The 25,726-nt window shown below is 38.8% G+C and carries 19 protein-coding genes; 9 read left to right on the plus strand and 10 right to left on the minus strand.

Annotated elements, in window-relative coordinates; genetic code table 11:
* The first annotated feature begins 91 nt into the window (after positions 1-91).
* From ASG01_RS08355 to pyk, 5 genes are read left to right on the plus strand one after another with little or no spacing between them, the layout of a single operon-like run.
* Positions 92-331 (plus strand): acyl carrier protein, encoded by a 240-nt coding sequence (locus ASG01_RS08355; protein WP_002976354.1) that lies wholly within the window; start codon positions 92-94, stop codon positions 329-331.
* A gap of 34 nt (positions 332-365) precedes the next feature.
* Positions 366-1,610 carry a beta-ketoacyl-ACP synthase II gene (gene fabF, locus ASG01_RS08360; protein ID WP_055862631.1) on the plus strand — a complete coding sequence of 415 codons (1,245 nt, stop codon included), beginning with the start codon at positions 366-368 and terminating at the stop codon, positions 1,608-1,610.
* 10 nt (positions 1,611-1,620) lie between these two features.
* Positions 1,621-2,385: a ribonuclease III gene (gene rnc, locus ASG01_RS08365; RefSeq protein ID WP_055862633.1), complete on the plus strand. Its 765-nt coding sequence runs from the start codon at positions 1,621-1,623 to the stop codon at positions 2,383-2,385.
* Positions 2,363-2,836 carry an IPExxxVDY family protein gene (locus tag ASG01_RS08370; RefSeq protein WP_055862634.1) on the plus strand — a complete coding sequence of 158 codons (474 nt, stop codon included), beginning with the start codon at positions 2,363-2,365 and terminating at the stop codon, positions 2,834-2,836. Before rnc ends, ASG01_RS08370 begins: the two co-directional genes overlap by 23 nt.
* On the plus strand, positions 2,829-4,274 hold the full coding sequence (pyk, locus tag ASG01_RS08375; RefSeq protein WP_055862636.1) for a pyruvate kinase: 1,446 nt from the start codon (positions 2,829-2,831) through the stop codon (positions 4,272-4,274). Before ASG01_RS08370 ends, pyk begins: the two co-directional genes overlap by 8 nt.
* 39 nt (positions 4,275-4,313) lie before the next feature.
* Here the strand turns inward: pyk and ASG01_RS08380 are convergent, their stop codons facing one another.
* The 3 genes from ASG01_RS08380 to hutI form a co-directional block, all read right to left on the minus strand.
* A complete protein-coding gene (locus ASG01_RS08380; RefSeq protein ID WP_055862638.1) occupies positions 4,314-5,606 on the minus strand; it encodes an aldehyde dehydrogenase family protein in 1,293 nt (430 codons plus the stop codon).
* Positions 5,607-5,673: 67 nt separating this feature from the next.
* Entirely contained in the window at positions 5,674-6,594 is a 921-nt protein-coding gene (gene hutG / locus ASG01_RS08385; protein WP_055862640.1) for a formimidoylglutamase, read from the minus strand.
* 3 nt (positions 6,595-6,597) lie between these two features.
* The gene (gene hutI, locus ASG01_RS08390) at positions 6,598-7,821 is read right to left on the minus strand and encodes an imidazolonepropionase (RefSeq protein ID WP_055862642.1); all 1,224 of its coding nucleotides are present in this window, start codon (positions 7,819-7,821) and stop codon (positions 6,598-6,600) included.
* A gap of 72 nt (positions 7,822-7,893) precedes the next feature.
* On the opposite strand from hutI, the gene ruvB reads away from it, so the two are divergent.
* The 3 genes from ruvB to coaE are packed head-to-tail and all read left to right on the plus strand — an operon-like array spanning position 7,894 to position 10,433.
* Positions 7,894-8,916 carry a Holliday junction branch migration DNA helicase RuvB gene (gene ruvB, locus ASG01_RS08395; protein ID WP_055862644.1) on the plus strand — a complete coding sequence of 341 codons (1,023 nt, stop codon included), beginning with the start codon at positions 7,894-7,896 and terminating at the stop codon, positions 8,914-8,916.
* 19 nt (positions 8,917-8,935) lie between these two features.
* Positions 8,936-9,802, plus strand: coding sequence for an MBL fold metallo-hydrolase (locus tag ASG01_RS08400; RefSeq protein ID WP_055862646.1), 867 nt, complete (start codon positions 8,936-8,938; stop codon positions 9,800-9,802).
* 1 nt (position 9,803) lies between these two features.
* Positions 9,804-10,433 carry a dephospho-CoA kinase gene (gene coaE, locus ASG01_RS08405; protein WP_055862902.1) on the plus strand — a complete coding sequence of 210 codons (630 nt, stop codon included), beginning with the start codon at positions 9,804-9,806 and terminating at the stop codon, positions 10,431-10,433.
* 94 nt (positions 10,434-10,527) lie between these two features.
* Here the strand turns inward: coaE and ASG01_RS08410 are convergent, their stop codons facing one another.
* Together ASG01_RS08410 and ASG01_RS08415 are read right to left on the minus strand one after the other, a co-directional pair.
* Entirely contained in the window at positions 10,528-14,955 is a 4,428-nt protein-coding gene (locus ASG01_RS08410; RefSeq protein WP_055862647.1) for a GEVED domain-containing protein, read from the minus strand.
* Positions 14,956-15,260: 305 nt separating this feature from the next.
* Positions 15,261-18,194, minus strand: coding sequence for a reprolysin-like metallopeptidase (locus tag ASG01_RS08415; RefSeq protein WP_055862650.1), 2,934 nt, complete (start codon positions 18,192-18,194; stop codon positions 15,261-15,263).
* A 255-nt stretch (positions 18,195-18,449) separates the two neighbouring features.
* On the opposite strand from ASG01_RS08415, the gene ASG01_RS08420 reads away from it, so the two are divergent.
* Positions 18,450-18,905 (plus strand): hypothetical protein, encoded by a 456-nt coding sequence (locus ASG01_RS08420; RefSeq protein WP_131725350.1) that lies wholly within the window; start codon positions 18,450-18,452, stop codon positions 18,903-18,905.
* 2 nt (positions 18,906-18,907) lie between these two features.
* Here the strand turns inward: ASG01_RS08420 and ASG01_RS08425 are convergent, their stop codons facing one another.
* From ASG01_RS08425 to ASG01_RS08445, 5 genes are all read right to left on the minus strand, one after another.
* Positions 18,908-19,573: a DUF6048 family protein gene (locus ASG01_RS08425; RefSeq protein WP_055862654.1), complete on the minus strand. Its 666-nt coding sequence runs from the start codon at positions 19,571-19,573 to the stop codon at positions 18,908-18,910.
* Entirely contained in the window at positions 19,539-20,021 is a 483-nt protein-coding gene (locus ASG01_RS08430; RefSeq protein ID WP_055862655.1) for a DUF6452 family protein, read from the minus strand. Before ASG01_RS08430 ends, ASG01_RS08425 begins: the two co-directional genes overlap by 35 nt.
* Position 20,022: 1 nt before the next feature.
* A complete protein-coding gene (locus ASG01_RS08435) occupies positions 20,023-22,491 on the minus strand; it encodes a zinc-dependent metalloprotease (RefSeq protein WP_055862657.1) in 2,469 nt (822 codons plus the stop codon).
* Between the two features lie 33 nt (positions 22,492-22,524).
* Positions 22,525-23,931 carry a 23S rRNA (uracil(1939)-C(5))-methyltransferase RlmD gene (gene rlmD / locus ASG01_RS08440; protein WP_055862659.1) on the minus strand — a complete coding sequence of 469 codons (1,407 nt, stop codon included), beginning with the start codon at positions 23,929-23,931 and terminating at the stop codon, positions 22,525-22,527.
* A gap of 123 nt (positions 23,932-24,054) precedes the next feature.
* Positions 24,055-25,575, minus strand: coding sequence for a TlpA family protein disulfide reductase (locus ASG01_RS08445; RefSeq protein WP_238584529.1), 1,521 nt, complete (start codon positions 25,573-25,575; stop codon positions 24,055-24,057).
* Between the last annotated feature and the right edge of the window lie 151 nt (positions 25,576-25,726).

The following is a 25,726-nucleotide window of genomic DNA, read 5'->3' on the forward strand; positions in this document are numbered from 1 at the left end:
AAGATTTTCAAGCGTACAAAAAAGCGCAAAAGAATGTGGAAGTGTTGAGATTTTTATATATTTGCAGCATCTAACAATAAAAAAAAATACTATGTCAGACATTGCATCAAGAGTAAAAGCTATCATCGCTGATAAGCTTGACGTTGAAGAAACAGAAGTAACTCCTGAGGCTAGCTTCACAAATGATTTGGGAGCTGACTCACTAGATACTGTTGAATTAATTATGGAATTTGAAAAAGAATTTAACATTCAAATCCCTGATGATCAAGCAGAAAAGATCACTACTGTAGGTCACGCTATCGCGTATATTGAAGAAGTGGTGAACAAATAATATTCTTCAACGAAAAGAAAATTAAAGTAAGTTTATGGAATTGAAAAGAGTAGTTGTAACCGGATTTGGCGCATTGACACCAATCGGTAATAATGTAGGAGAATACTGGGAAAGCCTTTTGCAAGGCAAGAGCGGAGCCGCTCCGATTACTCTTTTCGATGCCACAAACTTTAAAACAAAATTTGCCTGTGAAGTAAAGAATTTTGATCCTCTTCAGCATTTTGACAAAAAAGATGCTAAGAAAATGGACCGAAATACACAGCTTGGCCTCGTTGCCGCAAGGGAAGCTGTGACGCACTCGCGAATTATTGAAGACAATGTAGACAAAAACAGAGTCGGAGTTATCTGGGGATCAGGAATCGGTGGTTTAGAAACTTTTGAAACTGAGGTTTTAGGGTGGGCAAACACAGAAATTCCTAGGTTTAATCCTTTCTTCATTCCGAAAATGATCGCGGATATTACACCGGGACACATTTCAATTGAGTACGGTTTCCACGGTCCGAATTATACAACTGTTTCAGCTTGCGCATCTTCTGCCAATGCGTTGATTGATTCTAAAATGATCATTCAGCTTGGTAAGGCGGATGTTATCGTATGCGGAGGTTCTGAAGCAGCAGTTACAGCAAGCGGTGTTGGTGGTTTTAATGCCATGATGGCACTTTCAACAAGAAACGAAGATCCTACGACAGCTTCAAGGCCATTTGACAAAGACCGAGATGGTTTTGTTTTGGGTGAAGGTGCAGGATGTATAATTCTTGAAGAATATGAGCATGCTGTAAAACGTGGTGCAACTATTTACGCTGAACTTTTGGGTGGCGGTATGAGTGCAGATGCTCATCACATGACAGCTCCACATCCTGAAGGGCTCGGCGCTTATCTTGTAATGAAAAACTGTCTGGAAGATGCCGGTCTTACAGCAAACGATGTAGACCACATTAATATGCACGGTACTTCTACTCCACTTGGCGATATTGCCGAGTCTAGTGCCATCTCAAGGCTTTTGGGCGAGCACGCTTACAATATTCAGATCAATTCTACCAAATCTATGACCGGTCACCTTTTAGGTGCTGCGGGAGTGATTGAAGCTATTGCAGCCCTTCACGCAATTATTCACGGAATTGTACCTCCAACGATCAATCATTTTACAGATGATGAAAGAATCGACAGCAGACTGAATTTTACCTTTAACCACGCAGCGAAAAAAGAAGTAAATGTAGCGATGAGCAATACATTTGGCTTCGGCGGTCACAATGCCTGCGTACTTTTTAAGAAAATCTAATTGACAATGAATGGAGTTACAGAAATATTTTTCTAAATTCCTTCTCAAGCAAAGAAAAAAAACTCTCACGGAAAGAGATTATTTTTTGAGCATCGAACTCCAGAAAATTCTGGGAATCGAAATTCAAAATATAAGCTTTTACCGGGAAGCTTTTGCTGTTAAAAACTCTTCAAAAAACCACGATTCAAATTATGAGCGGCTGGAGTTTTTGGGAGATTCGGTTTTAGGCACCATCATATCCTGCCATCTTTTTCACACCTATCCGAAGGCGAATGAAGGATATCTTACGCAGATGAAGTCTAAAATCGTCAACAGAAAAAATTTGAATAAACTCGGTGACCAGCTGAAACTGACTGAACTTTTATCTAAAAGCAACGTGATTACCTCTCTTGGAGAAAACATCTCAGGAAATCTTTTTGAAGCGTTAATCGGTGCTATATATCTAGATTTTCAATACGAAACCTGCAAGAGAATCGTTTTGGAAAAACTGCTCACACCTTCAGAAATCAATAAGCTCGAGCACAAAATTGTAAGTTATAAAAGTTTACTACTGGAATGGAGCCAGAAAAAAAAGCTTAACATAAAATATGATACCTGTGAAGAAATTCAGGTAAATAAATCGGTAGTTTTCCGCTGTCATGTCTGGCTGGAAAACGAAAAAATCGCCAATGCGACAGAAACTTCGAAAAAGAAAGCTGAAGAAAAATCTGCGCAACGAGCTTTTTACATCCTAAACAAGAAAGAAAATATACTTGGGAGTCCAAAATCTTTATGACGATGACGAAACCGACACAGAATTTATCAACGTGTCGCTGATCCGTCTGGCAAAAAACATTGCAGATCATGAATTTTTTTTCCATGTAAATCATATAAATCAGCTGAAATTTTCACGAATCAAAGACGTCATATATCACGGTATATATTACGATTATCACTTCATGAGATTTCAGGCTTATCATCAGTTTTCGGAAACCTGCTTCACCTTTGTTTCTAATAAATCGTCAGAAAGTGTACAGAAAAAGGTTAAGAGAGAGCTTTTTACGGGTGAAGAAAATATTAAGTTTTTATTAAATAATAAGACGGATGTCGAATATATTCTTCATAGTTCCGAACATTTTCCTGATTTTTCCGTAATTTTGCTCCCTGAAAATCTTGTCTTTCCACAGCAGGATTATGTATTAAGTTCTGAGGAAGAACTTTATCAAATATTACAGTATTATGAATAAATTTTTAAAAAAGACAAAAATAATTGCTACACTCGGCCCAGCTTCATCTTCTAAAGAAGTAATGCTTGGATTGATGAAAGCCGGAGTGGATGTTTTCAGAATAAATTTCTCGCACGCAGATTACGATCTTGTACGTGCCAATATCAAAAATATCCGTGATCTGAATAGAGAATACGGTTACTCGGTGAGCATTTTGGGAGATCTTCAGGGACCAAAACTTCGTGTTGGGGTTATTAAAGAAGGTTCTTATCTTAATCCTGGTGATGTTTTAACCTTTACCAATGAAAAAATTGAAGGTGATTCTACGATTGCCTATATGACATATCAACAGTTTCCGCAGGATGTAAATGTTGGCGAGAGAATTTTGATTGATGACGGTAAACTGGTTCTGGAAGTTCTGGAAACCAACAAAATCGACACTGTGAAGGCGAAAACCATTCAGGGTGGACCGCTTAGTTCGAAAAAAGGCGTAAACCTTCCGAATACAAACGTTTCTCTGCCGGCACTTACCGAAAAAGATATTCAGGATGCCAATTTTATGATGGATATGGAAGTCGACTGGATTGCGCTTTCCTTCGTACGTCATGCTCAGGATATTATTGATTTGAAAGAATTAATTGCCCTGCATCCAAACGGAAAATTCAAGACACCGATTATTGCTAAAATAGAGAAGCCAGAAGGAGTAAAAAATATTGAAGAAATTTTATTGGAATGTGATGCCATCATGGTTGCACGTGGAGATCTTGGTGTAGAAGTTCCTATGGAAGAAGTTCCGGCAATTCAAAAAAATCTGGTTGAGAAGGCAAGATTTTATTCCAAACCTGTCATTATCGCTACCCAGATGATGGAAACGATGATTAACAGTCTTACACCAACCAGAGCGGAAGTAAATGACGTGGCAAATTCTGTGCTTGATGGCGCCGATGCGGTAATGCTTTCCGGAGAAACTTCTGTAGGAAGATATCCGGTGCAGGTTGTAGAGAATATGACGAAGATTGTTCAGAATATTGAAAAGACCAGTTTTTATCAGCATAAAAATGCGCCGATTGAAAAAGATTTCAACTGCATCGACGAACGTTTTATCACAAACCGTGTATGTTTGGCAGCGGTAAGGATTGCAAAAAGTACAAATGTTGCGGCGATAGTGACGCTTACACATTCAGGTTACACCGCATTCCAGCTTTCTGCGCACAGACCAAACTCGCACATTATTGTTTACAGTGGAAATAAAAGAGTAATTGCGATGCTGAATTTACTTTGGGGCGTTCGTGCGTATTATTACGATATGAACAAACCAACGGACGAGACAATTATTCAGGTGAATATGTTGACGCATAACCACGGGTACATCGAAAGCGGTGATTTTGTCATTAACATCAATGCTACACCTTCATACGAAGGCGGAAAAACAAATACGCTGAGACTGACAACAATTTAAAATAAAGAAGCCTGAAATTACTATTTCAGGCTTCTTTATTTAATTTCCAATGATGGTTTTTGCGGTGACAAATTCACGTAAAGCTAACAAAGAAAGCTCTGTTCCGTAACCTGAGGATTTGGTTCCACCAAACGGAAACCTCGGATCTGAACTCGTCATCCGGTTCACATTTACCGTTCCTGATTCCAATCCTTCGGTGAAAAACTGCTGGCGCTTCTTATCTTTTGTCCAAACTGCATTAGAAAGACCAAAAGGAATATCATTTGCCAGTTTTAGAATTTCTTCATCATTTTCGCCAAACAAAACCATTCCGAGCGGGCCAAATAATTCTTCCTGCAAAATAGGATTTCCTTCTTTTACCGAAATCAAACCAGGTATAAATTCATTATCTGAAATTTTTTCTAAAGGAATAATAACTTCAGCGCCATTTTCAAGCGCTTTTTCGTACTGTTTTAATAGATCATCTGCAAGATCTGCGCGCGCCATGCCGGCAATCTTAGTTTCTTTATTCATCGGATCTGAAGGAACAAACTTTTTATATTCCTTAATAAATTTTGGTAAAAACTTATCTCTGATACTGTTTTGAATGATAAACCTTTTTGCAGCAACACAGGTTTGTCCGCAATTTTGTAGTCTTGCCAAAGCCCCGGTTTTCGCTGCATCATCTAAATCTGCATCGTCTAAAATGATAAATGCATCACTTCCGCCCAGCTCGAGCAAAGATTTTTTAATCTTACTTCCAGCGATAGAAGCGACTTCGGCACCAGCTTTTTCACTTCCTGTAAGACTTACCGCTTTCACCGCGTCGTGTTCAAGAATCGCTTTTACCGCCTTATGATCAACTTCCAGATTCTGGAAAATTCCTTCAGGAAAACCCGCTTCAATAAATACTTTCTCAATCGCATTTCCGCTTTCAAAACAGATTGAAGCATGTTTTAAAACCATTGTGTTTCCGGCGAGAATTGTTGGCGTTGCAAAACGTAAAACCTGCCAGAAGGGGAAGTTCCAAGGCATAACTCCCAGAACTACGCCTTTTGGTACGTAATGGATTTCAGAAATAGTAAATTCAGATTCTATTTTTTCTGGCTTCAAAACATTTTCTGCATCAGCGTAATATTCCATCATCAAAGCACATTTTTCCACCTCAGAAATGGATTGTGAAATCGGTTTATTCATTTCTTTCGTAATGATTTTCCCAAATTCTTCTGCTCTGTCTTTTAAGATGGAAGCTGCTTTTCTGATTAATTTCTGTCTATCGTCAAAGTCTGTATTTTTCCAATGTCTAAATGCAGCGTCAGCTTGCTGCAACTTATTTTTAATTTCTTCGTTCATAATATTTATTAAAAAAAATAAGGAACAAATAATGTTCCTTAAAATTGTTTGTTGTATGTAAAATATTTTAAATCATAAACCATTCGTTTACTAGGCTTGCAGCAAGTCTAGCCGTGCGATCCTGTATATCAAACTCAGGATTAACTTCAGCGACATCTAAAGCGACAAGATTTTCACTCTTCAAAATATGCCGGTAAAAATGCATAAAAGAAGCATCGGCAAAAATACCGTTGTGTGAAGGCGCAGAAACTCCCGGCGCTATCGAGGCATTAAAAACATCCATACAGACCGTCACATACAAAACTTCTACCGAATCTGCAAATTCTGTAATTCGCTGATAAATGGAAGGTAGATTTTCAAAGAAAATTTCATCAGCAAGAATGTATTTCATGTTAAGCTGATGCGCAGTATCAAACAGTTTTAAAGTGTTAGAATTTCTCTGAATTCCTATATGAAGACTTGAAGTATTATCTTCCTGCGAAATCTGCCAAAATCCTGTACCGGAAGAGGCACCGATATTTTCATCAGGTTTACGGTTATCAAAATGCGCATCAATATTTATAATTCCAATTTTTTTATCAGGAAAAGCTTTTCGAATTCCCGAATAATGAGCAAACATTACTTCATGACCGCCGCCAAGTACAACAGATCTTCCGTTTTTCTGTAAAACATCAGAAACCTTTTGAGCCAGTTTTTCCTGACTTTCTTCTAAAGAATTATTTTCGCTATTAATGTTTCCCGCATCAAACAGAGTAAAATCGGGTAAAACAACAGGAAAATTAGACATGTTTTTTCGGATAACATCGGGAGCGGATCTTGCGCCTTCACGACCTTTATTTCGCTTTACACCTTCATCCACTGCAAAGCCATGTAAAACGAAATCTTTCGTTGCAATATTATTAAAATCATTTATTGACTGAATGCGTTGAAAAATCCTATGATATAAAAGATCATCGCCGTCGTTTCTGCCTTGCCAGATATTCTCCATTTTTTAAATTTTATTTCCGTCAACATACACCTTAGCTGCCGACAAACTTCCCTGATGATATAGTATATTCTGAAAATTATCAGTTTTAAAACTCACAAAATCAGCTTTAGCACCTTTTTCAATTCTTCCTCGATCATCAATACCTAGCGCATGAGCCGCTCTGAAAGTGATTGCTGCCAAAACTTCTGCGGTAGTCAGTTTTTCAAAAGTTGCCAGAATGGAAGCCTGTGTGATCAGATTTCCCATAGGCGCCGATCCCGGATTCCAATCACTTGCTATAGCCAAAATTGCGCCAGCATCCAGAAGTTTTCTTGCAGGCGTAAATTTTTCGCCAAGTCCTAAACTTGCTCCGGGAAGTGCAACGGCAACAGTACCTGATTCTGCAAGAAATTTAATATCATCCTCAATGGTTGCCTCCAAATGATCTGCCGACTTGGCTCCAACTTCCACAGCAATTCTCGAACTGCCTGCTGTAAACTGATCTGCGTGAACTGTAATTTCAAAACCGAGTTCTTTCGTTTTTAATAAAAATGCTTTGCTCTCTTGCGGCTGAAAAGCAGATTTTTCGATAAAAATGTCTATCCTTTTGGCTAAGTTTTCGTTCTTTACTTTAGGAAGAATTTCATCAACGATAAAATTAAGATAATCTTCACTACTTCCCTCAAAATCGCGCGGTTTCAAATGTGCCGAAAGACATGTGGGAACCAAAGTAGCCGGTGTAGTTTTCTGCGCTTCTTTTATTACACGGAGCATTTTAATTTCGTTCTCTACATCCAAACCGTAACCGCTTTTGATCTCGATGGTTGTGATGCCTAAATATGTGAGCTTTTTTATTCTTTCATGTAAAGTTTCAAGCAAATATTCAAAAGAGGCTTCACGTGTATGAATTACTGAACTCCAGATTCCGCCGCCGCTTTCAGCTATTTCGAGATAGGTTTTTCCTGCATTGCGCATCGCAAAATCATTGGCGCGGTTTCCGCCAAAGCAAATGTGTGTATGACAATCTGTAAACGCAGGCAAAAGCACGTGATCTTCTTCAACCTTTTCGAAATCAGCGTCGGGAAATTTATTTTTTAAAAAAGAAAAATTTCCTGTTTCTGAAATTTTTCCGTTATCAACCAAAACGCCTCCATCAACAATGATTTCGAGTTGCTCATCATTCAGTTTTCCGCGCAAAGGAAGATTGGCGAGCGTAATAATTTGCTTAAAAGGACCGATCAATTTCATACAGGCTAAAATACAAATACAATTTCAGACTTTGTCTAAAATTCCTATCTTTGAGGTAAACCAAAACAATTAATGCCCGATTTTTTACATCCTGATAAAGAAAATTTTTCTGACGATGAGCTGAACCAGGAAGAAAAAATCCGTCCGCAGAGTTTCAGAGATTTTGCAGGTCAGCAGAAAACATTAGACAATCTGGAGGTATTTGTAGCTGCTGCAAAAAACCGTGGTGGCGCTTTGGATCATGTCCTGCTGCACGGTCCGCCGGGTTTGGGGAAAACTACTTTGTCACATATCATTGCAAATGAGTTGGGTGTGAGCTGCAAAATAACTTCGGGACCGGTTTTGGATAAACCCGGAAGTCTTGCCGGTTTGCTCACCAATCTGGAAGAAAATGACGTTCTATTTATTGATGAAATTCACCGTTTATCGCCGATTGTAGAAGAATATCTTTATTCTGCAATGGAAGATTATAAGATTGACATTATGCTTGAAACCGGGCCCAATGCTCGAAGCGTCCAAATCAATTTAAATCCTTTCACACTTATCGGCGCAACGACCCGAAGCGGAATGCTGACTAAACCTATGTTGGCAAGATTCGGAATTCAAAGCCGTTTAGAATATTATTCAATTGAGTTGCTTTCTACAATTATCATAAGAAGTGCACGCGTTTTAGGTGTGAAAATTTACGAAGATGCTGCGATAGAGATTGCTCGCAGAAGTCGTGGAACACCCAGAATCGCCAATGCGCTCTTACGCCGCGTGCGAGATTTTGCTGAAATTAAAGGAAATGGCGAAATTGAAATTGAGATTACGAAATATGCACTTAATTCTTTAAACGTCGATGAATTTGGTCTTGATGAAATGGATAATAAAATCATGCGTACGATGATTGAGAATTTCCGTGGAAAGCCTGTGGGAATATCTGCTCTGGCAACATCCATCGCCGAAAATCCTGAAACTTTAGAGGAAGTGTACGAACCTTTTCTTATTCAGGAGGGTTTTATTATCAGAACGCCTCGCGGACGTGAAGTTACCGAAAAAGCGTACCGACATCTGAATATTGCCAGACCGAAAAATTTGGGAGAATTATTTTAAACTAAAATTATACATTACGATGAAACTATATCCGATACAGTGCGGGAAATTTAAACTAGACGGCGGCGCTATGTTTGGTGTCGTCCCAAAAACTCTTTGGGAAAAAACCAATCCGGCAGACGAAAAAAATCTCATCGAACTGGGAACACGCTCACTTTTGGTAGAAGACGGTAAAAAACTGATTCTGATCGACTGCGGGCTTGGAGACAAGCAGGACGAGAAATTCTTTGGTCACTACTCGCTTTTCGGCGATGACAATCTTGAAAAAAACTTAAAAAAATATGGCTTCGTAAAAGAAGATATTACCGATGTATTTTTTACGCACCTTCATTTTGATCACTGCGGTGGCGCAATCGAATGCAATGACGGAAAATATGGATACCGACCGGCTTTTAAAAATGCAAATTTCTGGACGAACGAAAATCACTGGGAATGGGCAACGATGCCAAACGCGAGAGAGAAAGCAAGTTTTTTAAAGGAAAATATTCTGCCGATTCAAGAAAGCGGACAACTTAACTTTTTACCATTACCGTCAACCGGAAATTACGGTTTCGTGCCGGATTTGAAAATGGATGTGATTTTTGTGGACGGGCATACCGAAAAGCAAATGCTTCCTGTAATTCAATACCAGGAAAAGACGATTGTTTTTGCAGCCGATTTAATTCCTACAACCGGACATATTCCACAGGTTTATGTGATGGGTTATGACACAAGACCTTTACTTACCGTGGAAGAAAAAGCTAAATTTTTGAAACAATGCATCGATAATGAATATCTTTTGTTTTTCGAGCACGATGCGCATCATGAATTAGCAAGTCTGAAAATGACTGAAAAAGGAGTTCGTCTGGATCAGACTTTTAGTTTTAATGAAGTTTTTGGATATTAAAATGGAAGAACTGCAAAGCGAAGTCGCAAACAGCGATCCCGATTCGAAACCGAAAATCATCGGTCTTACTGGCGGAATTGGTTCAGGGAAAACTACGGTCGCTCATTTCATTGAGGAATGTGGATTTCCGGTTTATTATTCTGATCAGCGAGCGAAAGATATCGTAAACGAAAATGGTTTTCTAAAGCAGAAAATAAAAGTGCTTTTGAGCGATGAAGCGTATGATGAGAACGGGATGTACAACAGAAAATATGTAGGCCAACTTGTTTTTAATAATGAAGCTCTTTTAGCTGAACTCAATTCGATCATTCATCCTGCTGTGCGCGAAGATTTTGAAGCTTGGGTTCGTGATCAAAAGAAATATTTGATTTTTAAAGAAACCGCTCTGCTTTTTGAACTGAATCTGCATCTTGACTGCTATAAATCTCTATTGGTGACGGCCGAAGACAACATCCGAATCAAACGCGTGATGGACCGAGATAATAAGACCTATCGAGAGGTGGAAACTGTAATGCACAATCAAATGCCAGAACGTGAAAAGATCAAGCTTGCAGACTGTATAATTTACAACAATACGAACCTTGATGATCTGAAAGAACAAACTGAAAAGATCATTTTTGATATAGAATAAAAAATAACCGCTGAATTTCTCAGCGGTTATTTTTTGCTTTAAAAACAAATAAGCTCTCATTTCTGAGAGCTTATTTTATCTTGGTGGCAAAGAATTATTCTTTTATGAATTTCTTCTGAGCCGTACCTTTCACATCTTCAATATCAATAACGTACATACCGTTTACCAAACCGCTTACGTCTACTTTGTTGTTCAAGATCAAACCAGATTTTAATAATTGGCCAGATGAACTGTAGATTTTGTAGTTGGCTTTAACACTGATATTTCTTACATTAAGAACTGATTTTACAGGATTTGGATAAATCATAATATCAGTTTGATTCAATGAATTTATTTCAGGAAGTTTAGAGATTCTTACACTGTAATCTTCAACCTCGCCATTGGCAAAATTTGTACAGTTAACAGGCACTCCGCCTTTCTGCAATACCACTCTCATCACAACATATTTGATACTTGACATGCTAATGTATGCATCAGTAGGTACGGTGAATGTTGCAGTAGATGTAGCATTTGAGTTTGGCCCTTCTGCTAAAATTCTTTCGTTGATATCAAAATATCCGTTTCTGTTAAAGTCGATCCAAACTGCGATACCAGAGGCAGCACTTTGAGTACGGTCAATTGTAATCTTATTATTTGATGAACCTTGAACGAGCTCAATCACTTTCAAAGGATTACCAGTATAATTAGTATAGTTTGAAGCAGCTGACGGATTATCCATTACTGGTTTTCCATTTGGTGCAACATTTACTTTGCTGATAAAATCTGCAGCTGAAGCCGCACCAGACATCGCACAATATGTAACTGTAGGTGTCGTGAAGAAGTACAGTGGAGTAAAGGTTCCAGGTGTACCGCTACAGATATTTGCTACACGCATCTCATAATTGGTAAGTTCCAAGAGATTAGTCAGCGTGTAATTATTGATAGGTGTTACAACATCTGTCCAGCTCGGAATTCCTACTTTTCTGTATTGCAATAAATAAGTTGCGCCAGGGAATGCATCCCAAGTAACCTCAGCAGTAGTCGGATTAAGCTGAGTAATCGTCAACCCAGGAGGAGCAATCTGACAAAGTCTTACCGTCGTAAATACCACAGGATTCGACCAAGGATTTGGCGTAATTTCGCCGATACATTGGTTGGCTACCTGTACTTCATAATTCACAAACGAATTTAAACCTGTTATTGTATATGAATTTAAAGGTGGCTGCGGCAATATAGGGGCTGTAACTGTTATCCATCCTGTTGGACCAGAACCAACAACTCTGTATCTTAAAATATAATTTGCATTAGCAGCAATCGGATTCCATGTCACTACAGCAGAATTAGAAGTGACTGCCGAAATTGTTACATTCGGAGGTGTAGGATCACATCTTGTAGTGAATGTTGTAATTGCATTGAACGTACCTGGCGTACCGGCACAGACTGCCGCAATCTGAACCTGATAAGTAGTTGCGGGCGTAAGACCTGATAATGTTAATGGTGGATTTCCTCCAATTGAAGAAGCATTAATACTAACCCAGGTTGTGCTGCCTAGAGGTCTGTACTGTACAATATAATTGAAATTATTTGTTGCAGGAACCCAGTTTACAATCGCTGAATTTTGTGTAATAGCTGTAAAGGTCGCTGGACCTGGAGGCGTAACCGAACATGGTCTTAATTTCACATAATAATCTTCAACCTCACCGATTGCGGGATTCGTACACATTACCGGAGCATTATTACGATTTAAGATGACTCTCATAGTCGTATTAAGTGGTCCTGTATAAACTCCTGTAGTCGGAACAGTAAATGTCGCGGTAACTGGAGTAATTGTACTGGCAGCAGAATTTAATATTCTTTCTGATGTTGCAAAAACACCGTCTCTGTTGTAATCAATATATACATCAACAGCATCACTGAAGTTAGAGCCAGACCAACTTTTGCTTACAGAAATTTGATTTCCAGCAGAACCTACTTCAAGATTGATAACTGGTGTGGTGTACAGAATGTAATTTGTCTGTACACTCGTGTTATTCACAATTGGGAAACCTGTCGGAGTTACCTTTACATTTGATATAAAGTCTGTTGAGGCGCCACCTACCATCGGACAATACGTCAAAGGTGGTGTAGTAAAGTTTATTGAACCGCTAAAATTACCAACAGTACCGTTACAGATCGTTAAAACCTGAGCTTCGTAGTTTGAAGATTCTGTAAGACCAGTAATGGTGTAGAAACTCTGTCCTGCAGTAACAGGTGCATAACCTAGAGGTTGCTGCTGCCAAAGTGTCTGTCCGATTTGTCTCCAACGAACTCTATACGTAGCACCTGATGCCGGTAGCCAAGATACATACGCTGTTGTAGCAGTAAGATTGGTTACCGTAATATTGCTCGGTGGCGCAGTAGTACAAGGCAGAAGATCAATTAATCTTACCGAATAGTCTTCAACTTCACCCCAAGTGAAAGTTCCGCACGCGTTTGGTGTACCACCTTCCTGCATGATTACTCTCATTCTTACATAAAGGTTTCCTGCATAAGCTCCTTGAGCAACAGTTGGTACTGTGAAAGTATTATTCACATTTACCGTCGTATTTGACGGTGAATCCAACACTAATTCTGAAGTTTCAAAGATACCATTTCGATTGTAGTCAATCCAGGCTCTCGTACCGGCAGCATAAGCAAAATTTGGCCATACTTTCGTTGCAGCTATTGTGTTTCCGGCATTTCCTCTTATCAAAGTGATAAGACGTGTTGGATCTGTGGTGTAGTCTGAGTAAAATGGCGGTGGCGTTGTAGAATTACTCACCATAGGTGCGTAACCGTTTGGTGTCACCGTCACATTAGAAAGATATTCATAAACCGTCGTACTTGTAGGATTCGCAGCACAGTATGCTAGCGATGGGGTAGTAAAGTTTACACTCGCAGACCATGCGCTGGTTATACTTCCACATATTGTTGCTACCTGTACTTCATATGTTGTAGATTCTAATAATGCTAAAATTTGATATACGTTTGCTGGTGGACCTGTAACTGTGACAGTTGTCCATGCTCCTGTACCCGTTCTGTATCTGATAATATAAGTAGCTCCAGAAGCTGGTGCCCAAGTGGCAGTGGCAGACACCGAAGTAATATTAGAAATTGATAAACCAGAAGGTGGTGTTGCTGTACATGCAGGCTGATCTTGTAGTTTGACAGCATAATCCTCAACTTCACCATAAGTGAAACCTCCACAAGGTACTGGACTTCCATATTCCTGTGCGATCACTCGCATTCTGAGAGTGTTTGTTCCTGCATATGCACCAGCTGGCACAGAGAAAGTCGCTGTTGCTGTTGCATTAATATTCGAAGGATCATCAAGAACCATTTCTGAAGTTTCAAAAACTCCGTTTCTGTTAAAGTCAATCCAAACTCTTACGCCTGTATCATATGAAAATCCACTTGGCCAGGTTTTATTAACTGTAACACTGTTTCCGGCTGAGTTACGATAAAATGTCACCAATCGTGTAGGATCAGTTGTATAATCAGAATAGAATGGCGGTGGCGTAGTAGAATTACTAACCATCTGCGGGAAGCCCGGAGAAACCACAGTCACTTTTGAAACATATACATCCACAAAAGTACTTGTCGGACTTGCCGTACAGTAAGATATCGCTGTAGTAGTGAATGGAAGAGCTGTGGAATAAGCCCCTTGTGTTCCTCCACAAACTGTGGCAATTTCTACTTCATATTGTGTCAATTCTGTTAATCCTGGTATCGTGTAAGAATTTGAAAGTGGTGCTGTTAAATTCACGGTTGTCCAAGCACCTCCAGGAATTGCACGGTATCTTAAAACGTATGTAGCACCTGTAGTTGGAGTCCAGCTTACAACAGCTGTTGTACTGGTTACAGCACCCAAAGTTATCCCTGCAGGTGGCGCAGTGGAACACGGCTGTAAACTCGCACTGGTAAACTGTACTCGCGGAATATCTGCATATCTTGAACCTGCCGTAGGTGGAGAGGCGGGATCAGGATTAGTAGAATCATTATAATATAAAATACCTCGGTTTGCACCGGCATTATACGTTCCCCAAGATTGAGCTGGAAAATTTGAGTATCCCGGAGAATTCTCATCTACTGAGATTACAACATTACTTGTCCCATCCCAAATAAATGGCGTAGACAACGGAATAGTCACCCATGTACCGCTTGTCATTGTAGGTAAAGTACCTGAATAAACCTGCTGTAAACCTGATAGCGGAACCCAGTTGGTGTTTGACGTAAAAGTACCTTGCGTAGTGTTTCCCATATAGACCTTCCATTCATTAAAGGAAGTCTGTGGGGTTGCAGCAGCATTTACATAAAACTTGATCGCTGTGATAAAGTTTGCCGTACCTACCGCAGTGGTCATCTCTGCAGAGGTATAAATCTGTTGAGAATAATTGTAACCGTAATAACTGTAAATAGGGAGATAATCAGACGTCCCAGTCCCGGTTCCAATCTGACCTGTCTGCCCTGAAAATCTTGGCACAAAAGCCAGGATAAAGGCGAAAACTAGTAAAATTTTCTTCATATTAAAAATCTTTAAAAAATAAATTTTATTGTATCAACTATTTCAAGGTTTGAAATATTGTTTTGTAGAAATGCAATGTAAAGATGCCAAAGCTTTATTTGCCGGCTTTTCTCTCATATTGCTAAATAAAATAGTAGAGTGTTTTCTCATAAGCACATAGATATAATGTTAATTGTACAAATCTAAACAATTTTCATTATTAATCTATCAGGCAATTTATTTTTTTTATAAATATCTGATAACAGTTAAAAAAAATCCTCAAGCTTTTGCCTGAGGATTAATGTATAGATTAGAATATCTAATTTTTACTTTTTGATGAATTTAGACTTGAATACATCCTGTCCTTTTTCGTCAATAGTAATTACATATGCACCTTTAATTAGGTTTGTAATATTAATTTTCCCATCAGTTACGTTTCCACGTCCTACCAACTGACCAGCTGCACTATAAATTTTATAGTTTGCTTTGTCTGAAACTTTGGTAATGTTTAGAACTTCAGTAGCTGGGTTAGGATACATCTGAATGCCGTTTGAGTTGTTTGAAGTCTCTACTGTTGCTAATGGATTAGCAGAAATTACAACATTATAGTCCTCAAATTCTCCTAAATTATTGCCATAATTTCCACATCCATTTACTATAGTTGCACCAGCAGAAGTAGTATATAACATTCCTACTCTTAACCTTAATCCAAGACCTTGAACCGCGTTAGCAGGCACTGTAAATGTCACCGTCAGTGGATTCGGTGTATTAGCTGCTACTTGTGATGTCAAAATTCTTTCAGAATCTTCAAATACTCCATTTCTGTTAAAGTCTATCCATGCAGAAGTCGCAGCAGGATATGGACCTACTCCGCTTAATAAATATGATCTTGTAATAGATAATGTATACGTTGCACCAGTTGTTAAGTTAATTTGTAGTGCCGGGTTTGCTACATAACTTGTGTAAACGCTTGCACCAGATGTATTATTAACATTAGCCAAAGTCACATTAGAAATATGATCATCTGTTGCGTTGCCCGAATTTACTGCGCAATAAGTTGCTATTGGAGAGGTGGTAAAGTTTACCGATGTAGAATATGTGCCTTGAGTACCACTGCAAACACTTGATACCTGTACTTCGTAGGCCGTATTATCTAAAAGATTAGATAATGTAATACTTGTGGAGGCTGTAGTAAGAGTCACCCATGTTGTTTCAGAAACTTTTTTATATCGAATTACATAGGTAGCATTTAATACAGGTGCCCAACTAATTAGTGCTGAACTCGTAGTAACGCTAGTTGCTGTAATAGATGCAGGTGCATTTCCGTTACATGGTGCAAACTGTAGAATTTGTACTGCTTTAACAGCATAAAAAACATTTCCTATTGATGAGATTCTCACTTTGATAGTCTGCCCGTTCATAGAGGTTGGGAAAGTAAAACTTTCAGTTCCGTCATTAGCTGTTGTTGCACTTAACACCGTCCATGTAGCGCCATCGTTTGTTGTATAGTCAATTTTAACATTCGCTACATTGTATGGTGCTGCGGCAGTATTAGCCACATCCCATTCAATAGGCGTTGAGGTACCAACATTTGCAAAAGATGTATTAATTTTGAACGGCCCATCATTACCAACATTAATCGTTTGTTCAGCAAATGAAGTCTGCTGTTGTAAAGGATTTGCATTATTATCTCTTACTGTGACAGAAAACTTACTTGCTCTTGCCACTTTCGAAACGGATTCCCAGCCATTATTACTGTTATCTAAAACGCCCGCCATTACAGATGACAATTTTGGAAAATATCGTGTAGGACTCGTAACAGGTACCAAAGATCTAAATGATGCACCTGTAGTCGTTGATCCAATATTGGTTTTATTAATGACAACAGTGGCATTATCTGTCTGTTCCCACATATAGGTGATAGGATCATTTTCCGGATCCGCTGCTGAAGCCGTTAATACAAATGCAGTTCCTTTAGGTATAGAATACGTCGGCAAAGCTGTAATTACCGGAGGATTATTGGTGATAGTAGTCTCTACATCACATGTCTTTGCAGTAAGATTATTTTGAATCTGAACGATACTTACTTTATGGAAATAAGGATCAGAATTTGGCTGAACATCCGTGTTAGCACCAGTAATTCCTGCATATCCCATAATAGTAGAACCAGAACCAGGTTCCACATTCGTACCAGAATTCTCTAATGCATGGGCGAAAGTGTGGTTACCTCCTAATTGGTGACCCATCTCATGAGCAACAAAATCAATATCAAAAGTATCGCCAATTGGACTTGTACTTTGTGTAAATGCTGATCCCTTACCTAAAGACGTATTGTTTGCAGGTGCTATACAAACACAACCAATACATCCGGCATTACCATTATTTCCTGCAGCATTCAAAACATGCCCAATATCATAATTTGCATCTCCAACGAGAGATGTAAGAGTTTGCTGCAGCTGAAGATTTAGATTAGTTGTATACGGATCATTCGCAGCGTCTGTATAAATAAGCGCAGGGTAATTTTGAATATTCAAGTGTAAAGCAAGATCTTTCTCGAAAACACCATTTACTCTAGTCATCGTATTATTCATAGCCGTCAAAGCAGACGCCACAGTACCACCATGAAAAGTCACATATTCTCCGGTAGCAGATAATGCCAATCGCATAGTTCTGTATTTTTTATCAGAACTTTTTGAAAAATCTCCCGGCTGATGATTAAATGCATCACCACTCTTCTGCATTTCTTTCATTTGCTTAACTGCAACAGGACTTTCTGAAGTATCGCACACAAAAGCTTTTCCATCCTTGCTGGTCTTAAAATGCACTCCGTATACAGTTTTAGCAGCATCTTGAGGATCAATAAACTCGTAAACTCCATTCCTGATAACCATTGAACTGAAATCTTTTGGCGAAATTGAAAATCTTAAGTAACTCGTTGGATCATCTAATCCTACACCTACATAAGAACCAAGTTGATACTGATCTGCAAGTTCTTTTACCATAACCGGAAAACTGTACACTGCAAATTTTTGCATGACACCTTTGATATTCGGTATAGACACAATTACGGGTTTTGCGCTTGGCCCACTTTCCTGTGCATTCTTCAACTGAGATCTAAGCAGATTCAAATCTAATTTAAAATTTTGATGCACCGCATTCGGCTCAATCTGTTTACTTCTTCCAAGAGTAGTTGGCGTCCACTGCGCGATTGCAGAACCACCAATTACACTACAGAATAAAGCAGTAAGTAATTTTTTCATATAAATTAAAATTATTTTTTCATCCCAAATATAGAAATAATTAGCTGCATAATGTTTAAAAACTAATATTTATTTGTGAATTTAAAACCATAATATTGCTTTTATCATCAAATGAAAAATGTTTACCACTTTTTTTGGAGCATTTTTTAATTAAGTTTTTTAGCTATAACAGAAAATTTTGCAATTGGCTCACTATTCAATATCAGTGTTATATATTTCTGCACAGTTTTAGCTTTCACAACTGAAAAATTACAAATGAAGGATATAATTTTGTCAACAGCAGTTTTATTAATGCTGTGTACATCGTGCATAAGCAATAGTAAGAATGCGTTTGCATCAAATGAAATCTCTAAAAATCAAATGACCTCAAAAGTAAAATCTGTAGAAGTGTCTGAGAAAACACGTGGTTTACAGAAAATTTATACCTTTAAAGATAGCGGTCTGCAGAAAAAGATTAATACGGATGTTACTCAAAATAATCTGACTGCAACAACCTGGAATATGCTGAATGAGGAAATTTCAAAGATTAATCTTGAAAAAATCTCCACTTATGAATCTCCTACCACTCAGCGATATTCAGACGGAGCATTAGCAAGTCAGATAAAAATTACAGTTGATAATAAAGAATATATTTCTGCAGAGTTTGATTCAGGCAAACCGCCAAAAGAATTAGCTCCGCTTTATAATTCGCTGATGAATGCTGCTAGATAAGTTTAAAACTTATACGCCAGATTCCAAGAAAAGCCCATGTTGAATTTTGCAGAGCTATTGCCAAAACCGGGAACGATCATTGGCACCACTTCTTCCTGCTTCGTCGTGTACACCAAATAGCTTGGCTGAATATTTACATCGATGTAAAAATTACTTGTAAAAAGCTGTACACGTCCTCCAAGGTTACCTTCCAGCCAGAAAGAGGATTGCGAAGATGACGGCAAAGCGACCGTTGTGCTGCTTCCGCCAAAACCACGCACAGGAATAGCGAAATATTCCTGACGGTAAAATGATCCACCAACTTTTGCGCCGCCGTAAAATCCGTTGAATTCATTTTCAGGATCTTTTACGAGCATATAAAAAGCACCGATTTTTGCAAACGGTCCGCTGACAGTCGCGTCGTAACCATTTTTATTGTAAATATTTTTCTCAAAACCAGCTTCAGCAATTGCATGAATGTTGCCTTTAATTTTAGACGAGATAAATCCCTGAAAAAGCTTTCGGTCTGTAAAAAATCCTAAACTTCCATTCAAAACATCAAAACCTACCGTGAAGTTGGGCTCATATTTCCATTTTACTTTCGCGGTGTCGGCCTCCGGTTTTTCCTGAGCCATAACCATTAAAGAAAGTAAACTAAAAAAGAAGAAATAGATTTGTTTTGTCTTCATTTTCGATAAAATTTTGGCCAATTTCAGTATTTTTTATAATGTTTGAAATAAGAACTTCTGAACTTAAATTCTGATACGATTTCTTAAAACCGCAACCCGGCGATACGTATTTTGACGTCGTAGAATATTTTACGCGGATTTTAGATTCGGTTTGCGTAAGTCGCGTTTTAACATAAAGATCGGTATACGGCGCATCATCCACACGCAGCGGAATCAGGATAGAATCAACATTCACACTTTTTCCGAAACTCACCTTTCCGTTGCCAAGATCAGCTGAAACGTACAGTGTATCGACGGTTCGCAGCGTATTATTCAGAGCGTTTATTGTCTTGAAACGGATTTTAATTCTCGGCGTACCTTCACCGCTTTCACAGATATCATCGTCGCCACCGCAAGAAATAATGCTGAATGCGAAAACCGCGAGAAGTATATAGGATAATATTTTCATATTATTTTGGGTCTAAAGCTTTTTGAATTCTAAATATAAGGTCTTCATAATGATATTTTGTCGCGGTATCTGATGAAGTTCTCGCCTGAAGATCTCTTTTGATTGTATTAAGATTTCCTCTTACAAATGCCGAAATATCAGATTTGTCAGACGTACGGCTTTCCACAAGTTTGATCAGATTATCGATATAGTTTCTCTGAAGATTTCTAGTGTACGTATCTATATTTTCTTTCTTTAAAATAACAGTATTCAGATCTGTAAAATACTCTACAATCGGATACGCATTTTTATCTACAGCCTCCATCTGATACATACTTTCCAAAACCATCGGGCTCAGAATTCTCGCAAAAACACTATTCTGAATTTCCTCCACTGTTTTCACAGGCGTTTTCCCCGTTTTCTCGTAAATTTCTTTTTCCAAAAGCCACTGCGGCGTTGTAAAAATATTTTCATCTAAAAACTGAAGTGCTTCTTTCTGATCTTTTTTCGAAACCGGCTCGTAAACCACTCCGTTCTGCTCCACAGTTTTTGGCGTTTCCATCTGTCCGCCGATGTATTTTGAAACGTGACCAAGATATCTTTTAAACTGACCCGTCACCTGATCGTACATCATGCCCAGATTCTCGTAATCTTCGTTTGGCGTCGCCGTCCATTTATCCAGATTATTTACGATTCTCTGAAGATTTTTTACCCCATACTTTCCGGCGATCATTGGGTTGTCTCCAACCTGCTCGCTCTGAGATCTGGGATCTAAAGGATTTGATTCGGTTCCAAACCAAAGTCTTTCATTTTTAAGATTTTTAATCGCCCATTTATTTAAAAATTCTTTCTCTGCTTCCGGATTTTTAAACTGATTAAATCTTCTGTAACCCCACTCTATCGCCCAGTCGTCGTAGTCGCCGATTCTTGGCATAATCCCCGATTCACCGATATTATCTTCCGGCTGTGCCACATAATTAAATCGCGCATAATCCATAATCGAAGGTGTATGCCCGTTTTTCTCAAGCCATTTTTTATCGCGAAGTTTTTCTACAGGAACTGTCGAACTCGATCCGAAATTATGTCTTAAACCTAATGTGTGACCAACCTCGTGCGAAGAAACAAACCGGATCAGCTCACCCATCAGTTTATCGTCAAACTCCATCGTTCTGGCGCGAGGATCGTTTGGCGCAGCCTGCACAAAATACCAGTTTCTCAAAAGCATCATCACATTGTGATACCAGTTGATGTGGCTTTCCATGATTTCTCCGGTGCGCGGATCTGAGATGGACGGCCCGGAAGCATTGGGAACATCGGAAGGTTTATAGACAATCGCTGAAAATCTGGCGTCATCCAGACTCCATTCAGGGTCAGTTTTCGCGTTAGGAATTTTTGCGATAATGGCATTTTTAAATCCGGCTTTCTCGAAAGCTTTCTGCCAGTCATTTACGCCCTGCATCAGATAAGGAACCCATTTTTTCGGTGTTGCTGGATCGATGTAGAAAACAATCGGCTTTGCGGGTTCTACCAGTTCGCCGCGATTGTATTTTTCAACATCCTGAGGTTTTGGCTCCAATCGCCATCTTTTAATTAAAGAAACGCGTTTTACACCCTGCGGATCAAGATCAAAATCGGTGTAACCGACAGTAAAATAACCCACACGCGGATCGTAATTTCTCGCCTGCATTTTATTATCCGGAAGCAAAACAAACGAAGAATTAATTTCTACCGTGTAATTTCCGCTGATTTTCGGAGGATCTTTAGCCTCAGCAGGAGAAAGTTTTCCTGCAGTTCTCGCAAATGTTTTTGTGGTGTTGATTTCTATGTTGGTTGGGAATGATTTTACAAAATTCACGAAAGACATCTCTTTCTGAAAAGCGCCCACTTTGTATGCATCGCGCGCCCAAACGGAGAAAGACGTAAGATCGGTATCTGCATTCAAAACGTCGGTGACGTCAATTACAGACGTTTTATTATTTAATCCGTATGCTTTTACATCAAAAGATTTAATGATTGACTGTACGTTATTTCTCGTCACCGAGCTGTACATATCCGAAGTTGAGTCTTTTGCATAATCTACATAAGAAATTGAGCGGAGAAAAATTTTGTCTTTCGTTCCTTTTTCGAAAGCGACAACCTGCTGACCAATCTGATCGCCGGCGTAGCCCGAAGTTCCGGAACGCATTCCCGCTGCAGCTTTTGTAAGCCGTGTCACAAGCAGAAATTCTTTTTTCATCATCGCATCCGGAATCTCAAAATAGTATTTGTCATCCACTTTATGTACAGTAAAAACGCCCAAATCTGAAACCGCTTTCGCTGTGATAATCTCTTTATAAGGTTTCACACCGGTTTTTTTCGGTTCTTCTTTTTTTACTTTAGCGCTATCGGTTTTTGCTGCGACAGGCTCTTTTGTCTGTGCAGAGATGGTATTAAAACAAATAAAAAGCAGCGCAATCATCATTGCAGACTGTATTTGAGATATTCTGATCATGAGAAGAAATTCTAATTATATCAAATTTAAACTTTATTTCTTTATCAAAAGAGCTATATTTTCTACGTGATGTGTCTGCGGAAACATATCCACAGGTAGTATTTTCACGACTTTATAATCGTCTTTCATCAAAGCAATATCGCGCGCCTGCGTGGCCGAATTACAGCTGACATACACGATTCGCTCGGGCGCAAGTTTCAAAATCTGTTCAACAACTTTCTGGTGCATTCCGTCGCGTGGCGGGTCGGTAATTAATACGTCAGCTTTTGGATGATTTTCCAGAAACTCATCGTTGAAAACATTTTTCATGTCGCCGCAATAAAACGTCGTATTCGTCAGTCCGTTCAGTTGCGCATGCTCGATGGCTGCATCGATGGCTTCCTGCACAGATTCGATTCCGATTACCTGTTTTGCATTTCGCGCAACATACTGTGCAATCGTTCCTGTACCTGTATATAAATCGTAAACGACTTCATCACCTTTTAAATCAGCAAATTCAAGCGTTTTTCTGTAAAGTTCCAGCGCCTGTTTATAATTGGTCTGAAAAAAAGATTTCGGTCCGATTTTAAACTGCAGACCGTCCATTTCTTCCATTAAAAAACCTTCACCGTGATAAATATTAACGTTGAGATCGTAAATAGAATCATTCTGTTTGGGATTGATCGCGTACACCAACGTTTTGATCTGCGGAAAATTCTTCAATAAAAACTGGAAAAGCTTTTCGCGGTTTTCTTTCTCTTCACGGTACAGCTGGAATAAAACCATCCACTCACCTTTCGAGTTCTGACGCATCATCAGCGTTCTTAGAAAACCTTTCTGATCTTTCACATCAAAAAAATCGAGACCGTTTTCGACCGCGTAATTTCTTACGGCAAGACGCATCGCATTCGAAGGATCTTCCTGCAGCCAACATTCTTTCAGATCTAAAATTTTGCTCCACATCCCGGGAATATGAAAACCGAGCGCATCGCGACTTCCGAAATTTTCTTCTGAACTGATCTCATACTGAGTCAGCCAGCGAGCATTAGAAAAAGAAAATTCCATTTTGTTACGATAGAAATACTGCTCTTCCGCACCAAGAATTTTTACCGTTTCAAAATCTTCAACGCCACCAATTCTTTTAATATTATTATACACTTCTTCCTGCTTGATTTCGAGCTGTTTCTCATAGCTCATATTCTGCCATTTGCAGCCGCCACAGGTTCCGAAATGAATACATTTTGGCTCAACGCGATACAGAGATTTCGTTAAAATTTCAACCGCTTCCGCTTCAAAATATTTTGATTTTGATTTCTTCACACGTGCGTTTACCACATCACCAGGAATTGCGCCCGAAACTAAAACCGTCTTTCCTTCCTCAGTTTTTCCTATTGCTACACCTTTTGCACCTGCGGCAAAAAGCGAAATATTCTCAAGCGTTACACTTTTCTTCTTTTTCATTAAAACAAAAATTGATCGTAAAAATTGGCAGCTAAGTACGACTAAAACTGCATTTTGCAAAAGTACAATAAAAAAAACCTTATCCGCAGACAAGGTTTTTATATATAAAAGCTTTTTTAAAACTTATTTAGCCGAAGGTGCAGGAGCAGCTTCTGGCGTCATCATCTGCTGTTGCATTTGTTGCTGCATCTGAGGATTTACCTGAGGCGCGGCAAGGCCTGTTTGTTTGTCTAAAACCGTGATCAATTCTGGATCACCAAGATTTACATATCCTCTGCTGGCGATTTTTCCGTTTTTATCAACGATGATAAAGTTTGGAAGTTTGAAACCGTAGATTCCGTATTTTTTAGCAATATCTGAGTTTAAACCTTTTTCACCATATACATTCACTCCGGGAATTCCTTTCATCATTGCATTGCTGGTTTTTTTAAACTGGTCGTTGGTATCGTCTAAATTTACATAAACGAAATTCATTTTAGACTTGTAGAAGTTCACAACCTCTTTCAAAACAGGAACTGTTCCTTCACTAATATAAGGATTCCAAGACGCGTAGAATACGAGCATATAAGGTTTTCCTTTGTTTTCAGAAAGCTTGTAAGCAGAACCGTCGGCTTTCACCAAAGAAGCTTCCGGAGCATCGTCACCGATTTTGAAACCATTGATGGCGAACTGCATTTTCTTAAGATCTTCCTGTACCGTTTTGTCTTTAATATCTTCTTCGATGATTTTTTTCACCTTGTCTACATTCTTTGCAGGAGTTTGCGGGAGAATATCAGCCTGAGCAATGACGAATGCCAAAAGATAATCTTTCGTATCCTGAGACATCTCTTTTTTGGTTTTCAGATACTGATTGAAAATTTCAGAAGTGGTAATATCTGTTTTTCCTTTAGCAGCAGTCGTCGCATATTTCTGGAAATCCGGAGTAAGTTTTGTCAACAGATACTGTCTGTAAAACGGACTCATTTTTACCATTTTATCTTTGTCTTCCTGCAGCTTGTTTTCAAAATCCGTAAATGCTTTACTTACTTTAAAAGAAGGATTTCCTGAAGTCTGCATTTTGTTGATCTCATAGTTGGCCATCAAATTCAGGATTGCGGTTTTAGCATCCATCTTTTTCCATTCAACCACATCATTTCCAGGGTTAAATTTCTTCTGATTTTCGTCGATGTTCTTATTTAGATCAGCTTCGATTTTCTGCATTGCTTTCACAAAATTATTTTCGTCGCCTGCCACTAAACTCTGTACATCCAAAGTCTGACCATAAGACATCAAAAATTTCTGGCAGGCCTGAAAAAATTCGTTGTCTTTTTTAGCATCACCGTTTACCACAAACTCATTCGGGAACGTTGCAGCATTACCTGAGATATTGATTTCCTGTCCACCTTTTAAAAAGATAAGACTTTGTTTTCCGGCGTAATTGATAACATACATTCCGTTTTTCGGAGCTTCAAAGCTTCCTTCGAAATTTCCGTTTTTATCTATACCAATGTTGGTAAGCGGCAAAGTAGCTACACCAGAAGCTTCTACAAACTCGATTCTCTCAAGTGGAGACGCTCCTACTATTTTTCCTTTTACCTCAACTTTTTTTGAACAAGACATCACAAAAATCGCGATGACGAATAACAAAAGATATTTTTTAATCATTGGTATTTTACAGTTTTTTTTGAATGATTGAATCTCCGATTTCATTTTAAATTTAATAATTACGCAAAAATAAGTTTTTTGATAAACTTTCAGCAATCCTGCTTTGATTTTTATAAAAGTTTTAACTAAAAAATCGCCCCTGAAGCCAGAG

Source organism: Chryseobacterium sp. Leaf180 (genome assembly GCF_001424585.1).
Classification (GTDB): Bacteria; Bacteroidota; Bacteroidia; order Flavobacteriales; family Weeksellaceae; genus Chryseobacterium.

Bases quoted from the DNA above. Each gene is read 5' to 3' on its own strand.
- ASG01_RS08355 (WP_002976354.1), top strand. From the start codon at position 92: ATGTCAGACATTGCATCAAGAGTAAAAGCTATCATCGCTGATAAGCTT.
- fabF (WP_055862631.1), top strand. From the start codon at position 366: ATGGAATTGAAAAGAGTAGTTGTAACCGGATTTGGCGCATTGACACCA.
- rnc (WP_055862633.1), top strand. From the start codon at position 1,621: ATGGAGTTACAGAAATATTTTTCTAAATTCCTTCTCAAGCAAAGAAAA.
- pyk (WP_055862636.1), top strand. From the start codon at position 2,829: ATGAATAAATTTTTAAAAAAGACAAAAATAATTGCTACACTCGGCCCA.
- ASG01_RS08380 (WP_055862638.1), bottom strand. From the start codon at position 5,606: ATGAACGAAGAAATTAAAAATAAGTTGCAGCAAGCTGACGCTGCATTT.
- hutG (WP_055862640.1), bottom strand. From the start codon at position 6,594: ATGGAGAATATCTGGCAAGGCAGAAACGACGGCGATGATCTTTTATAT.
- hutI (WP_055862642.1), bottom strand. From the start codon at position 7,821: ATGAAATTGATCGGTCCTTTTAAGCAAATTATTACGCTCGCCAATCTT.
- ruvB (WP_055862644.1), top strand. From the start codon at position 7,894: ATGCCCGATTTTTTACATCCTGATAAAGAAAATTTTTCTGACGATGAG.
- ASG01_RS08400 (WP_055862646.1), top strand. From the start codon at position 8,936: ATGAAACTATATCCGATACAGTGCGGGAAATTTAAACTAGACGGCGGC.
- coaE (WP_055862902.1), top strand. From the start codon at position 9,804: ATGGAAGAACTGCAAAGCGAAGTCGCAAACAGCGATCCCGATTCGAAA.
- ASG01_RS08410 (WP_055862647.1), bottom strand. From the start codon at position 14,955: ATGAAGAAAATTTTACTAGTTTTCGCCTTTATCCTGGCTTTTGTGCCA.
- ASG01_RS08415 (WP_055862650.1), bottom strand. From the start codon at position 18,194: ATGAAAAAATTACTTACTGCTTTATTCTGTAGTGTAATTGGTGGTTCT.
- ASG01_RS08420 (WP_131725350.1), top strand. From the start codon at position 18,450: ATGAAGGATATAATTTTGTCAACAGCAGTTTTATTAATGCTGTGTACA.
- ASG01_RS08425 (WP_055862654.1), bottom strand. From the start codon at position 19,573: ATGAAGACAAAACAAATCTATTTCTTCTTTTTTAGTTTACTTTCTTTA.
- ASG01_RS08430 (WP_055862655.1), bottom strand. From the start codon at position 20,021: ATGAAAATATTATCCTATATACTTCTCGCGGTTTTCGCATTCAGCATT.
- ASG01_RS08435 (WP_055862657.1), bottom strand. From the start codon at position 22,491: ATGATCAGAATATCTCAAATACAGTCTGCAATGATGATTGCGCTGCTT.
- rlmD (WP_055862659.1), bottom strand. From the start codon at position 23,931: ATGAAAAAGAAGAAAAGTGTAACGCTTGAGAATATTTCGCTTTTTGCC.
- ASG01_RS08445 (WP_238584529.1), bottom strand. From the start codon at position 25,575: ATGATTAAAAAATATCTTTTGTTATTCGTCATCGCGATTTTTGTGATG.